Annotated in this window: 8 protein-coding genes and 2 pseudogenes; 3 read left to right on the top strand and 7 right to left on the bottom strand. The window is 73.3% G+C overall.

The window, feature by feature from the left end:
- Nucleotides 1-73 precede the first annotated feature (73 nt).
- Nucleotides 74-1,675: a 4-hydroxyphenylacetate 3-hydroxylase family protein gene (locus tag ACQP10_RS14485; RefSeq protein ID WP_246423884.1), complete on the top strand. Its 1,602-nt coding sequence runs from the start codon at nt 74-76 to the stop codon at nt 1,673-1,675.
- A gap of 190 nt (nt 1,676-1,865) precedes the next feature.
- On the opposite strand, the gene ACQP10_RS14480 is transcribed toward ACQP10_RS14485, so the two are convergent.
- Complete coding sequence (locus tag ACQP10_RS14480; protein WP_433541524.1) at nt 1,866-2,246, bottom strand: hypothetical protein; 381 nt, start codon at nt 2,244-2,246, stop codon at nt 1,866-1,868.
- Between the two features lie 11 nt (nt 2,247-2,257).
- On the bottom strand, nt 2,258-3,238 hold the full coding sequence (locus ACQP10_RS14475) for an MFS transporter (RefSeq protein ID WP_433541523.1): 981 nt from the start codon (nt 3,236-3,238) through the stop codon (nt 2,258-2,260).
- Here ACQP10_RS14475 and ACQP10_RS14470 point away from each other — a divergent pair.
- Nucleotides 3,126-4,213: pseudogene (locus ACQP10_RS14470) on the top strand (LysR family transcriptional regulator). The gene ACQP10_RS14475 and the pseudogene ACQP10_RS14470 overlap by 113 nt on opposite strands.
- 74 nt (nt 4,214-4,287) lie before the next feature.
- Here the strand turns inward: ACQP10_RS14470 and ACQP10_RS14465 are convergent.
- The 3 genes and pseudogenes from ACQP10_RS14465 to ACQP10_RS14455 all read right to left on the bottom strand — a co-directional run.
- On the bottom strand, nt 4,288-5,184 hold the full coding sequence (locus ACQP10_RS14465) for a phytanoyl-CoA dioxygenase family protein (RefSeq protein WP_346019983.1): 897 nt from the start codon (nt 5,182-5,184) through the stop codon (nt 4,288-4,290).
- A 147-nt stretch (nt 5,185-5,331) separates the two neighbouring features.
- On the bottom strand, nt 5,332-6,993 hold the full coding sequence (cmdF, locus tag ACQP10_RS14460) for a tyrosine 2,3-aminomutase (RefSeq protein ID WP_179818050.1): 1,662 nt from the start codon (nt 6,991-6,993) through the stop codon (nt 5,332-5,334).
- Nucleotides 6,994-7,926: 933 nt separating this feature from the next.
- Nucleotides 7,927-8,808, bottom strand: a pseudogene (locus tag ACQP10_RS14455) (RNA-guided endonuclease InsQ/TnpB family protein); the annotation flags it as partial.
- Between the two features lie 277 nt (nt 8,809-9,085).
- Between ACQP10_RS14455 and ACQP10_RS14450 the strand changes: the two are divergent.
- A complete protein-coding gene (locus ACQP10_RS14450) occupies nt 9,086-10,279 on the top strand; it encodes an NAD(P)/FAD-dependent oxidoreductase (RefSeq protein ID WP_346019986.1) in 1,194 nt (397 codons plus the stop codon).
- A 129-nt stretch (nt 10,280-10,408) separates the two neighbouring features.
- On the opposite strand, the gene ACQP10_RS14445 is transcribed toward ACQP10_RS14450, so the two are convergent.
- Both ACQP10_RS14445 and ACQP10_RS14440 read right to left on the bottom strand, forming a co-directional pair.
- A complete protein-coding gene (locus ACQP10_RS14445) occupies nt 10,409-11,233 on the bottom strand; it encodes an alpha/beta fold hydrolase (RefSeq protein ID WP_389995059.1) in 825 nt (274 codons plus the stop codon).
- A gap of 136 nt (nt 11,234-11,369) precedes the next feature.
- Nucleotides 11,370-12,743, bottom strand: a complete 1,374-nt coding sequence (locus ACQP10_RS14440; RefSeq protein WP_433541522.1) for an FAD-binding oxidoreductase — start codon at nt 12,741-12,743, stop codon at nt 11,370-11,372.
- Between the last annotated feature and the right edge of the window lie 119 nt (nt 12,744-12,862).

The following is a 12,862-nucleotide window of genomic DNA, read 5'->3' as shown; positions in this document are numbered from 1 at the left end:
CCGCATCCGGCGACGCGGGTTGAGACCGCTCCGCGGGCCGCATCCGGCGACGCGGAATGAAGGGAGAAGTCCGTTGACTGAGCTTCAGGACCGCGCGTCCGGCACCGGGAACGCGGAGCCCGCCGGTCCGGCGCGCCGGCAGACGCGCCCGATGACCGGCGCCGAGTACATCGAGAGCCTGCGCGACGACCGCGAGATCTACCTGTACGGCGACCGCGTCAGGGACGTCACCTCGCACCCCGCGTTCCACAACCCGGTCCGGATGACGGCGCGGCTGTACGACGCGCTGCACGACCCGGAGCGGCGCGGCTCCCTCGTGGTGCCGACCGACACCGGCAGCGACGGCTACACGCACAGCTTCTTCACCACGCCGCGCAGCGCCGAGGACCTGGTCGCCAACCAGCGGGCCATCGCCGAGTGGGCGCGGATGAGCTACGGGTGGATGGGGCGCAGCCCCGACTACAAGGCCGCCTTCCTCGGCACGCTCGGCGCCAACGCCGAGTTCTACGAGCCGTTCTCCGACAACGCCCGGCGCTGGTACCGGGAGTCGCAGGAGAAGGTGCTGTTCTGGAACCACGCGATCGTGCACCCGCCGGTCGACCGCAACCGGCCGCCGGACGAGGTCGCCGACGTGTTCGTCCACGTGGAGAAGGAGACCGACGCCGGCCTGGTGGTGAGCGGCGCCAAGGTCGTCGCGACCGGCTCGGCGCTGACCCACTACAACTTCATCGCCCACTACGGCCTGCCGATCAAGGACCGGAAGTTCGCGCTGGTCGCGACGGTGCCGATGGGCGCGCCCGGCCTGAAGCTGATCTGCCGCCCCTCCTACACCGCCACGGCCACCGCCATGGGCAGCCCGTTCGACTACCCGCTGTCGTCGCGGCTGGACGAGAACGACACGATCCTCGTCCTGGACAAGGTGCTCATCCCCTGGGAGAACGTCTTCATCTACGGGCACCTGGGGAAGGTCCAGCTCTTCACCGGCCGCTCCGGCTTTCCCGAGCGCTTCACCTTCCACGGGTGCACCCGCCTGGCGGTCAAGCTGGAGTTCATCGCGGGCCTGCTGATCAAGGCGGTGGAGGCGACCGGCACCAAGGACTTCCGCGGCGTGCAGAGCCGGATCGGCGAGGTGCTGGCCTGGCGCAACCTGTTCTGGGCGTTCTCCGACGCCGCCGCGCGCAACCCGGTCGCGTGGGCGAACGGCGCGGTGCTGCCCAACCCGCAGTACGGCCTGGCCTACCGGTGGTTCATGCAGATCGGCTACCCCCGGGTCAAGGAGATCGTGCAGCAGGACATCGCCAGCGGCCTGATCTACATCAACTCCAGCGCCGACGACTTCAAGAACCCCGACGTCCGCCCCTACCTCGACAAGTACCTGCGCGGCTCGGGCGGCATGGAGGCGGTCGAGCGGATCAAGGTCATGAAGCTGCTGTGGGACGCGGTCGGCACCGAGTTCGGCGGCCGGCACGAGCTGTACGAGCGCAACTACGCCGGCAACCACGAGAACACCCGGGTCGAGCTGCTGGCCGCGCAGACGGCGAACGGGCAGGTGGACGGCTACAAGGCGTTCGTCGAGGAGTGCATGTCCGAGTACGACCTGGACGGCTGGACCGTCCCGGACCTGTCGTCCTTCGACGACCTGCGCCAGGTCCGCGGCGCCATGTTCGACCTCTGACGGCGGCGACGCGGACCGGCGCCTCCCGGTGAGGCCCGGCCGCCGGCTCCGTCCCCCCCTTCCGGCCCGGCCCCCCTCCGGGGGCCGGGCCGGACGCGGTCCGGAGGCCGGGATCGGCCCGGACACGGTCCGGGGGCCGGGCCGGACGCGCTCGGAGAGGGCTCGCGGAAGAGCCGCACGCCGGCCGCGCTCAGCGGGAGGACACGCGGGCGAACCACCCGCCGGCCGCGGCGCACAACACGGCCGGCAGCAGGAGTGCGGCCGCCGGGCCCGCCGGGGCGCCGAGGCCGGTGAGGGCTCCCATGGCGGCGACGCCGAGGGTCGCCCCTGTCTGGCGGGCGGCGTTGAGCACGCCTCCCGCGGACCCGGCCGTGCCCTCCGGGGCCGCGCCGATGACCGCGGCGGCCAGGGCCGGCAGGACGAACGACACCCCGAACCCGGTGAGCAGCAGCCCGAGGGCGAGCACGCCGTACCCGGCGCCCGCCCAGGCGGCCCAGCCGAGCACCGCGCCGCCGGCGGTCAGCAGCGCCGCACCGGCCGTGATGGGCGCCCGCGGGCCCCGGCGGGCCACGATCCGGCCGGTCAGCGGGGGTTGAGCGCGAACGGCAGGGTCAGCGGCAGGAACGCCAGGCCGCTGGCGATCGGGCCGAGATGGTGGTCGTGCCGCAGCAGCAGCGGCAGCACGAACAGGTCGCCGGTGAGGGCGAAGTTCACCGCCGCCCCCACCGCGAGGCCGGTCCGCACGCCCCGGCCGCGCAGCAGCGCCGGGTCGAGGACCGGCGCGGCACTGCGCCGCTCCCGCAGCGCGAACGCGGCCCCGGCGAGCACGGCGGCCACCGCGGAGACGGCGACGTGGGCCCAGGACTCCGAGCCCGCGGCGATCAGCGCGTCGGTCAGCAGCGCCAGGGTGGCGCAGGCCGCGAGCTGCGCCGTCCAGTCGACGCGCCGTTCGCCGCGCGGGCAGGCCACCGCCCGCCCGGCGGTCGTGGCCAGCACCAGCAGCGCGAGCGGCACGTTGACCAGGAAGATCGCCCGCCAGCCGGCCAGCTCGACCAGCGCGCCGCCGGCGATCGGGCCCGCGGCGACCGCGGCCCCGCTGACGGCCGCCCAGGTCGCCACGGCGCGGGTGCGGCGGGCCGGATCCGGGTACAGCCGCGCGATCATCGCCATCGAGGCGGGCACGCAGGCCGCCGCCGCGGCGCCGAGCACCGCGCGCACCCCGACCAGCGCCCACAGCGCCGGCGCGAGGGCGCACAGCAGCGAGCCGAGACCGAAGACCGCGACCCCGGCGCGGAAGACGCGGTGCGCGCCGTGGCGGTCGGCGACCGCGCCGGCCGTCAGCAGCAGGGCGCCGAAGACGACGGTGTAGCCGGTGGTCGCCCACTGCAGGCCGGCGACCGAGGTGTGCAGCGAGGCGGCCAGGTCCGGCTCGGCGACCGACAGCACGGTCATGTCGAGCAGCACCATGAAGTATCCGAGCGAGATTCCCAGGAGCGCGACCGGGTGCTCGGGACGTCCGGACCGGGCGGTGGGGCCGCCGGGAGGGGATTCGACAGTGGTCATGGGGACCAACTGTCCGGTTCCCGGCTTCCCGGCTCCACCGGGCCGTCCGTACACTCCGTTCGGGAATTCCGAACGGAGCGGGCGATCGGGGGACGGCGTGGAGCTACGCCAGTTGCGGACCTTCGAGGCGGTGGTACGCGGCGGCACGGTGACCGACGCGGCCAACGAGCTGGGGCTGGCGCCCTCCACCGTCTCCGAGCAGATCCGCGCGCTGGAGAGGTCGCTGGGCGTGCCGCTGTTCGAGCGGACCGCGCGGGGGATGCGGCCGACCGGCGCGGGCGAGCGGATGCTGCTCTGGGCCCGGCGGCTGCTGGACGCCGCCGAGCAGGCGCGCTGCGAGGTGGCCGGGCGGCCGAGGGTGCTGCGGCTGGGCGCGCTGGAGACCATCGCCGCCACGCTCGTCCCCCGGGTGCTGGCCCGGCTCGCCGAGCGCCGCCCCGGCCTGGCCCTGGAGGTCGCCTCCGCGGTGAGCCGGGACGAGCTGCTCTCCGGGGTCGCCGGCGGGCGGCTGGAGGCGGCGCTGCTGCTGGACACCGGGGACGCGCTGGGCGACCTCGGCTTCCCGCCGCCGGCCGAACCCCTGACGTTCCTCGACCTCGACCCCGTCCCGCTCGCCCTGGTCGCCGCGCCCGGCCACCGGCTGGCCGGCCGCTCCCCGTGCCGCCCGGCGACCTGGCCGGTGAGCGGCTGCTGGTCAACGTGCCGGCCTGCTCCTTCTGGATGGCCGCCGACCGGATCCTCGGGCCGGGCCCGGAGCGGGTCCGGGCCGGCGGGGTCGCGGTGATGCGGGCCTGGGCCGAGCGGGGCCTGGGGATCGCGCTGCTGCCGGAGTTCGCCGTGGCGGAGGCGCTGCGGTCCGGCGCGCTGACCCGGCTCGGCCTGGCCGTCCCGGACCTGCGGCTGCGGCTGGTCTGGCGCGGCGACCGGGAGGACCTGCCCGGCCTGCGCGACGTGCTGTACGCCGCCGCGGCCTGACCGCCGCGCCGTACCGTGCGCCGTCTCCTTGACGGCCGGGCGCCGCGGCGCCCGGAGGTACGGCGGGCGGCGGGTCAGCCGGTGACGGGGGCGGGGGCGGTGCCGGAGGCGACGTCCACGCCGGCCGCGCGGCGGGTCTCCTCGTCCTCCAGCATGATGTACGGGTCGTTCATCTCCACCCAGCCCAGGCCGGGCGGGCAGCGGTCGTAGCCGAGGAGCCGCCTGACCTCCTCGGGGTAGGCCAGCACCTTCTCCCTGGGCACCGCGAGATACTGGTTCTCCTCCTGGCGGAGGTTGCCCAGGTCCAGCGAGATGGTCATGCCGGTGCGCGGCACGGCGGTGACGTTGCGGCCGCCGCCGTGGTAGACGCCGCCCAGCCAGATGAGGCACGACCCGGCCGGCATCTCGGTGGGGATGGCCTCCTCGGCCTTCGGTGCGCGCTCGTCGTCCCAGTGGTGGCTGCCCGGGATGACCAGGGTGCCGCCGTTGTCGGCGGTGAACTCGCTCATCGCGAGCATCATCTGCACCCGGCTGGTCGAGCCCGGGTGCGAGCGCAGGTGCAGCGCGTCGTCGCGGTGCAGGGGCTGCTTGCCCTGGCCCTGGTGGATCTGGATCAGCTGCGTGGCGCTGATCTGGATGGTGGGGATCATCTCCTGCCGGGACCGGCCGATCCACATGGGGATCGGCCGCTGCATGATGGCGCGGGCCGCCCCCAGGTAGAGGCGCTGGGTGACCACCGGCGTCAGGCGCGTGGTACGGGCGAACAGCGAGGACACCCGCCTGGTCCGCAGCCCGTCGTACCAGTTGTCGCTGTAGGAGTGGGACTCCAGGCACGGCCCGAGGTCGTCCCACAGCCCGGCGAGGGTCTCCTGGTCGACGAAGTCCTCGACGACGACGGCCCCGTCCCGTTCCAGGATCTCGACGACATCGTCGAGATCGGCGTCCGGCCTCACCCTGATCAGGCCAGCCATGGTGAACCGCCTTTCTCCGCGATCCGTTTCCGTGCTCGTTTCCGTGCTCGGTACGGCCGGCGGGCGGGCGGCCCGCCGGCCCGTGCCCGCCGTACGGCCGTCCCCCGGCCTCGCGGCGGGCGGGCGGTCGTACGGCGGGCCGGCCCCTCAGCGCAGCTCGACGTCGCTTCGGGTGACGGCGCCGACGAACTCACCGCGGGACAGCGCCGCGGCCACCAGCTCGATGTCGTCGGCCATGTAGCGGTCGTGGCTCAACGTCGGCACCAGCGACCGCACCGCGTCGTAGGTCGCCCGGCCCGCCGGGCTGAGCCGGTCGTAGCGGCCGGACACGTCCACCGCCTGCGCCGCGGCGAGGAACTCCACCGCGAGGATCCTGGTGTTGTTCTGCATGACCCGTCGCGCGTTGCGGGTGGCGATCAGGCCCATGCTGACGACGTCCTGGTTGTCGCCGTTGGACGGCACGCTCTGGGTGCTGGCCGGGCCGATGGTGCGGTTCTCGGCGACCAGCGCGGTCGCCGGGTACTGGGCTCCGGCGAACCCGCTGTTGAGGCCCGGGTCGCCCGCGACGAGGAACTCCGGCAGGCCGTTGCTGAGGTGCCGGTTGAGCAGCCGGTTGGTGCGGCGCTCGGAGAAGACGCCGAGCTGGGTGAGGGCGATGGTGAGGAAGTCCATCGCGAAGGCGACCGGCTGGCCGTGGAAGTTCGCCCCGTGGAAGACCTCCTGGCCCTCGAAGACCAGCGGGTTGTCGTTGGAGGAGTTCAGCTCGGTCTCCAGCACGCCCGTCACGTGGTACAGCGTGTCGCGGACGGCGCCGACGACCTGCGGGATGGCGCGCAGCGTGTAGGCCTTCTGCAGGTAGACCTCGGTACGGTGCACACCGCCGTCCGCGTCCTCGTGCGAGCCGCGCCGGGAGGCCTCGCGCGACTTCAGGGCACGCAGGCGGTCGGGGTCGGCGCTGAGCGCGCGGCGCAGGTCGCTGTGCTCGACGGCCAGCTCGCTGCCGCGCAGCAGGGCCCGCATGTTCGCCGCGCTGTCGATCTGGCCCCGGTGCGGGCGGGCGATGTCGTGCCCCTCGGCCCCGAACGGGCTGGTCGAGCTCTGCAGGACCTCGCAGATCAGGGCGGTGACGATCTCGGCCTGGCGGATCTGGTCCATGGCGCGCCCGGCCAGCAGGCAGCCCACGCCGGTCATCGCGGAGGTCCCGTTGATCAGCGCGAGCCCCTCCTTGAACCGCAGCTGCAGCGGCTCGATGCCGAACTCCCGCAGGACCCGCGCGGTCTCGACGCGGCGGCCCTCGCGCAGGACGTATCCCTCGCCGATGAGGGTGGAGGCGACGTGCGCGAGCGGGGCCAGGTCGCCGCTCGCGCCGAGGGAGCCGATCTCGGGGATGGCGGGGGTGATGCCCAGGTTGAGGTAGAGCGCGAGGCGCTCCAGCAGTTCGGGACGCACCGCCGAGTAACCCTTGGACAGGGCGTTCAGCCGGGCCGCGACGACCGCCCTCGCCTCGTCCTGGGCGAAGGTCGGGCCGACGCCCGCGCTGTGGCTGCGGACCAGGTTGGTCTGCAGCTCCACCTCCTTGTCGGTGTCGACCAGCATGTAGATCATCTCGCCGTAGCCGGTGGTCACGCCGTACACGGGGATGCCCTGCCGGATGATGTCCTCGAACATTCCGCGGTTGGCCGCGGCCTTGGACAGCGTCTCGGAGGAGACGACGCAGGCGGCGCCGTCCTCGGCGACCTGCCGCACGGCGGCGATGTCCAGGGTCTCGCCATCGAAGTCGACCGACGTTTGGGTCTCGACCAGAGTCAAGTTTCTCACCTCGCCAGAGAGGGGCTAACGGCTTCAGCGGGTACGGTTTGTGCGTCGACCGGGGCGGCCGTGCGGTGCGCGGGACGTCGGATCGCGACGTGAATTCCCCCACGGCAGCGAATTACGGCCGAAAATGGCGGTCGATGTTCCGCGTGGAACGGCGTCGGCCGAATTCCGGCGTGAATACCGGGGAGTCTCGGCGGTGTCGTCGCCGGCGACTCCCGCGGCATACGGGATATGCGCGGTCCTCACCACGACATCGTCACTTCCGGGCGTCGCCCGGTGCATCTTCTGGCGTGCTGGCCCCCGGGCGCGCCGCCCGCCACGCGGCGCCGCGCCCGGGACTCGCCCTGTTCTCCCTGGTCATTCGATGATGAGCGATCCCGGAGCCGCCGGCATGCGGAACGGGTGACAGGAAGTGGCCGACGAAGGGCAACATGTTGCCTCCGCCGCGCCTTGCCGTAAAGCCCCGCCGATCGCAGAGTTTCCGTATGAGAGAAAACCAGCGCATTATGGAATCGCTTCGGAAGTCCTGCGACGGGACCACCTGGGACTAGCCACGGCCCCGGCGTCGATGAGATTTCGTGGTCCGGCCGGTCTCGGTGGCCGGGTCGCGAAAGCGCGGGGCCATTGCCGATCTTTCAGGTGTCCACGCCGAAGGATCGGCACGGGAGCCGCGCCCGTGCCCTCGCCCTCCCCGATCGCCCCGTGTCCTGACCTGCTCACCGCCACGGCAAGGAACAAGGGCTTTCTCACCGCCGATGGCCGTCCCACTGTTCCTCGACCCCGTGCGCCGTCCACGGCCGGAGCTTGCCGGGGCCGGGTCGATCGTGGCGTCGCCCGGCCGCCCGCCCAGCCGCTCCATACGATCGGGCAGCGGCTCCGGGATCCATTCGCCCACTTGACGCGCTCCCCGGCCTGAAGTCCGGGGATTCAGCCCGTGCCGCATCGCGCGGCACCTCTGAGGCTTCCTGCTTCGTCGACCCGCGCCACCTCAAGCGGTGGTCTCACCGGGTCTCCACAGGCGTTTAGCCTGTCCGCCCGTCCGGCGGCCAGGATGTTGAGCGCCGCGTTGACGTCCCGATCGTGGGCCGTCCCGCAGGCGCAGATCCACGATCGGACATTCAGCGGCATCGACTCGGCGACGGTGCCGCACGCCGAGCAGAGCTTCGACGATGGGAACCAGCGGTCGATCTTGGCGAAGGTCCGCCCGTACCGGGCGGCTTTGTACTCCAGCATGGTCACGAACTGTGACCATCCGGCATCGTGGACGCTCTTGGCCAGCCTCGTGCGCGCCAGGCCCTTCACTGACGGGTTCTCCACGTACACCGCTTGGTTGTCACGGATCAACGCGGTGGAGAGCTTGTGAGCGAAGTCCCGGCGCGCGTCGGCCACCCGGGCGTGCGCCCTGGCGACCTTCAACTTGGCCTTCTTGCGGTTGTTCGACCCCCTCGCCTTGCGGCTGAGGGCCTTTTGCGCCTTACGGAGCTTCTTCGCCGCCCGGCGCAGGAAGCGCGGGTTGTCGATCTTCCGGCCGTCGGAGGCGACCGCGAAGTGCGTCAGCCCCAGGTCGATGCCGACCTCGGCGGCGACCCGTGGAAGCGGCTCTTTGAACGCCTCCACGACGAAACTCGCGAAGTACCTCCCGGCCGCGTCCTTGATCACCGTGACGCTGGACGGCTCGGACGGCAGATCCCGCGACCAGCGCACCGCCACGTCCCCGATCCTCGGCAGGCGGAGTTTCCCGCCCGCCGTGACGGTGAACCGGGCGTTCTTCGTGAAGCGGATCGCCTGCCGCCGGTCCTTCGCCGTCCTGGCGCCCTACGCCCGATGGGCCGAGCGGCAAGAGCGGGAAGGTCAGGACACGCTCGCGCCCTGGCGGGCACTCCGGCCGCGGGCCTTCACCTCCGGCCCGAGGCCGGAGCACCGACCCGCATTTCGGTAGCCGCCCTTCACCGGTCCGGCGAAACAGCGCACCGGATCGTGAGGCCGGCGCGTCGCCTGACGTTTTCAGCAGTCGCTTCGTCGGACTAGTGGGACGCCGGGTCGCAAGGCTCGAACACCGCTGAGATCGAGAAGAGAAGGCCTCACCATGTCCACACCCGCACACCGCACACCCAGCAAGGTCGTCGTCATCGGTGGCGGTTACGCCGGAACACTCGCGGCCAACCGTCTGCGGATGCGCACCGACGTCGATATCACCGTGGTCAACTCCCGCCCGGAGTTCGTCGAACGAGTCCGGCTGCACCAGTTCGTGGCCGGCACCGGCGAGGCCACGGTGGACTACGGCACGCTGCTCGGCGAAGGCATCCGGTTGGTCGTCGACAGCGCCGCGCGTATCGACGTCGCCGCCCGCGCGGTACGGCTGGCGTCGGGCCGCGCACTGGACTACGACCACGTCATCTACGCGGTCGGCAGCACCGGGGCGATACCGTCGTCGGTGCCCGGCGCGGCCGAGTTCGCGCTCGGCGTCGCTGAACTCGAGTCCGCGCGGCGCCTGCGCGCCAGGCTGGAGGAGTTGCCCCTGGACGCTCCGGTCACCGTGGTCGGCGGCGGATTGACCGGCATCGAGACGGCCGCCGAGCTGGCCGAGCAAGGACGCGCGATCACGCTGGTGTGCGGCCGGACCCTGGCGCCGTCATTCGGCGCACCGGGTCGCCGAGCCGTGGCCAAATGGCTGTCCCGGCACGGTGTCGTGGTGCTCGAGCCCGCCGTGGTGAGCGAGGTCCGGCCGGATGCGGTCGTCTTCGCCGACGGTGCGGTGCGTGCGAGCGCGCTGACCATCTGGGCGGGCGGGTTCGGTGTGCCGGGGCTGGCGGCCGCGAGTGGGTTGCAGACCGATGCGCTCGGCCGGCTGCTCACCGACGAGACGCTGACCAGCGTCGACGACGACCGCATCGTCGCGGCCGGGGACGCCGCTTCACCGTCGGGCCGGCCTCTGCGGATGAGCTGCTACGCCGCCGGGCCGCTCGGGGCGCAGGCCGCCGGCACCGTGCTGAGCCGCATAGCGGGAACCGAACCGGCGATGATCAGCCTGGCCTTCTCAGGGGCGTGTGTCAGCCTCGGCCGGCGCGCTGCCGTACGACAGCTCGCCCGCAAGGACGACCGCCCGGTGAACGCCTACGTCGGCGGCCGCATGGGCGCGGCGATCAAAGAGGTGACCTGCAAGTTCGCGGTGTCGAGGATCCGCCGCGAGGCCCGTAGGCCGAATTCCGTCATTTGGCTGAAGGGCGGCTCGCGTCCCGGGCAGTCGGCCCCCGCTCCGCGCGGGGCCGCCTCCCCATGACCACCGACGGGCATGCCGAGCCCGCGGTCGACACCAGGATGACCGCCAGATGACGCTGCACCTCATGCGGGTCACGCCGATCGGGAGCCTCCGACGATCTTCGCACCGGTGTGACCGGCGAGAAGTCTTTCAAGGGCTCGGGGGGCACTGCTGGGGCACGGTGAAGAAGGTTTCCAGGACGGGGGCGAGGACGGCCGGGTCCACGGCGTGGCTCTGGCCCTCCAGGGTGAGGTGCCGTGCCCCGGGCAGGACTGCGGCGAGCGCCCTCGCGCCGGTGCGTAGATAGTCCCTGCTCCGGCCGCCGTCCGCGACGAGGACGGGGGCGGTGACGCAGCTCCACCTGTCGGCCGGCAGCGGCCTGCCCGCCATGGTGGTCCGCATGACCGCGCCGTCGTAGGCGAGGGTGTGGGCCACGGCCTCGAACGCCCGCCAGCCGGCCGTGCTCCGGCTGCGGGCGACGGCCTCGGCGGGAACGCCCGCGGCCCGGGTCATGAAGAACTCCACGGCCTCGCCCCGCCGTCCCCGGGCCACCAGCCCGTCGAGCCTGGTCACGTAGTCCTCGGGCAGCGGCGGGCGGGTGGCGTCCACGACGAACGGCGGCTCGTACAGCGCCAGCCTCGCGATGCCGGGCAGCCGGCGGGCCGCGTCGAGGGCGATGACCGCGCCGGAGGAGAACCCGCACACGAACACCGATCCGCCCGCCTCGGCGATGACGGCCTCCAGGTCCTCGACCTCCCGGGCGACCGCGTAGGGGGCGGTGTCGCCGCTGTCACCCCGGCCCCGGCGGTCGTAGCGGTAGACGGTGAAGCGCGGCGCCAGCAGCTCGGCCAGCCGCTCCCCTACCGGGTCGAGGGACCGGTGGCGCAGCGCCCCGCTCACCAGGACGACCGGCGGCCCCTCGCCGCGGCGGTCGAACGCGATGCCGGTGCCGTCACTTGAGATCACACGCTGCATGGGATCGCCTTTCTCGCCTTCGCCGGCCTTCTCACCGGGTGCGCCCCGCGCCCCGCCGTACGGCCGGCGGGGTGCGGGGCGGGGCCGTCGCACGGAGGGGCGGGCGGCGCGGGCGGGACGCCGTGGCCGCGGCGGGTCAGTGGGAGCCCGGCTCGGCCGGGGGGATGTTGTGGTTGAGGCGGAAGAAGTTGTCGGGGTCGTAGGTCCGCTTCACGTCCCGCAGCCGCCGGTGGTCGCCGGGCGTGTAGGCCGTCTCGGCCCTGGTGGTGTCGCCCAGGAAGTTCAGGAACGTCCGGTCGCCGGAGTGCGGGCGCAGCACCCGCGAGACCTGCGGGTCGCAGGCGTCCAGGACGACCGACAGCTGCGCCGTACGGTGGCCCACCGGGCCCGCGTCGGGCCCGGCGTCGGTCATCGCGCCGCCCCAGTGGCGGACCTCCACCATGGTGACGGGCGAGTCGGGCCGCCCGACGACGGCCGCCACCGCCTCGATCACATCGTCGGGCAGGGTCTCCAGGAGGTTGAAGTCGCGGGGCGCGATGCCGCCCATCTCCGCCTGGGCGAACGTCGTGGTCCGCAGGTCGTCCAGCAGCACCGGCCCGGCCGTCTCGGTCAGGGGGCGCAGCGCGGCGCGGGCCTCCTCGGCCTCGCCCGCGTACATGACGCGCAGCCCGAGGACCCACCTGTCCCGCAGCGGCGCGGGGGTCTCCGGGGCGTCGGGGAACCGGGCCAGCAGGATCGAGGTGCTCAGCTCGCGGGGGGCGTCGGCCATCCACTCGCGGTAGCGGGTCAGCGTCTCGGCGGCCCGGTCGGCCGTGAAGTAGAGGGCGCCGGCGTGGACGCGGGCGACGGGGTGGAGCCGGAACTCCAGGGAGGTCACCACGCCGAAGTTGCCGCCGCCGCCGCGCAGCGCCCAGAACAGGTCGGGGTTCCGGTCGGGGCTCGCCGTCACCAGCCGGCCGTCGGCCGTGACCATCTCGGCGCGCAGCACGCTGTCGGAGGCGAAGCCGTACCCGCGGGCCAGCCAGCCGATGCCGCCGCCGAGGGTGTAGCCGGTCACGCCGACCGTCTGGTGCGAGCCGGCCAGCGGCGCGAGGCCGAACGGCTCGGCGGCGGCGATCACCTCCGCCCACGTGGTGCCGGGGCCGACGCGGGCGATCCGGCGGTCCGGGTCGACCAGGACGGAGTCCATCCTCCCGGTTCTGAGGAGGACGCCGCCGTCGGAGGCGACGTAGGTGCCGTGCCCGGTGGCCTGGACGGCGAAGGGCAGGCCGTGCTCGCGCGCGGTGAGGATCGCGGCCCGCACGTCGGCGGGGTCGTCCGCCTCGGCGATCAGCGCCGGCCGCGGGTCGATGTCGGCGTTGGGGGCCTCGCGCTGCTCGTCGTATCCGGGGTCTCCCGGCAGGAGGACCGCCCCGCCGAACTCCTCACGCAGGCGGCGCGCGGCTTCGGGGCCGCCGCCGGGCGCGGCGTCGCGAACCCGGTACGGCCGGCTCTGGACCTGCTGGCTCATCTCGAACCCTTTCGTCTCTCGTGTGTGGAGCGGACGTCTCGCGTGTGCCAGCCGCCCGGCGTCTTCGGTGAGCCGCGTCCGGCTTCGACCAGCATCCTGCGCGCGTACCCCCTCGGTCA

The sequence above is a fragment of the Streptosporangium sandarakinum genome (assembly GCF_050942225.1).
In the GTDB taxonomy this organism is placed as follows: Bacteria; Actinomycetota; Actinomycetes; order Streptosporangiales; family Streptosporangiaceae; genus Streptosporangium; species Streptosporangium nondiastaticum.
The sequence above is the reverse complement of the archived record's forward strand: the minus strand, read 5'-3'. Positions and strand labels throughout refer to the sequence as shown.

What these genes read in the sequence shown, in the direction of transcription:
- ACQP10_RS14475 (WP_433541523.1), bottom strand. Translation starts at nt 3,238, where the DNA reads ATGACCACTGTCGAATCCCCTCCCGGCGGCCCCACCGCCCGGTCCGGA.
- ACQP10_RS14465 (WP_346019983.1), bottom strand. Translation starts at nt 5,184, where the DNA reads ATGGCTGGCCTGATCAGGGTGAGGCCGGACGCCGATCTCGACGATGTC.
- ACQP10_RS14450 (WP_346019986.1), top strand. Translation starts at nt 9,086, where the DNA reads ATGTCCACACCCGCACACCGCACACCCAGCAAGGTCGTCGTCATCGGT.
- ACQP10_RS14445 (WP_389995059.1), bottom strand. Translation starts at nt 11,233, where the DNA reads ATGCAGCGTGTGATCTCAAGTGACGGCACCGGCATCGCGTTCGACCGC.
- ACQP10_RS14440 (WP_433541522.1), bottom strand. Translation starts at nt 12,743, where the DNA reads ATGAGCCAGCAGGTCCAGAGCCGGCCGTACCGGGTTCGCGACGCCGCG.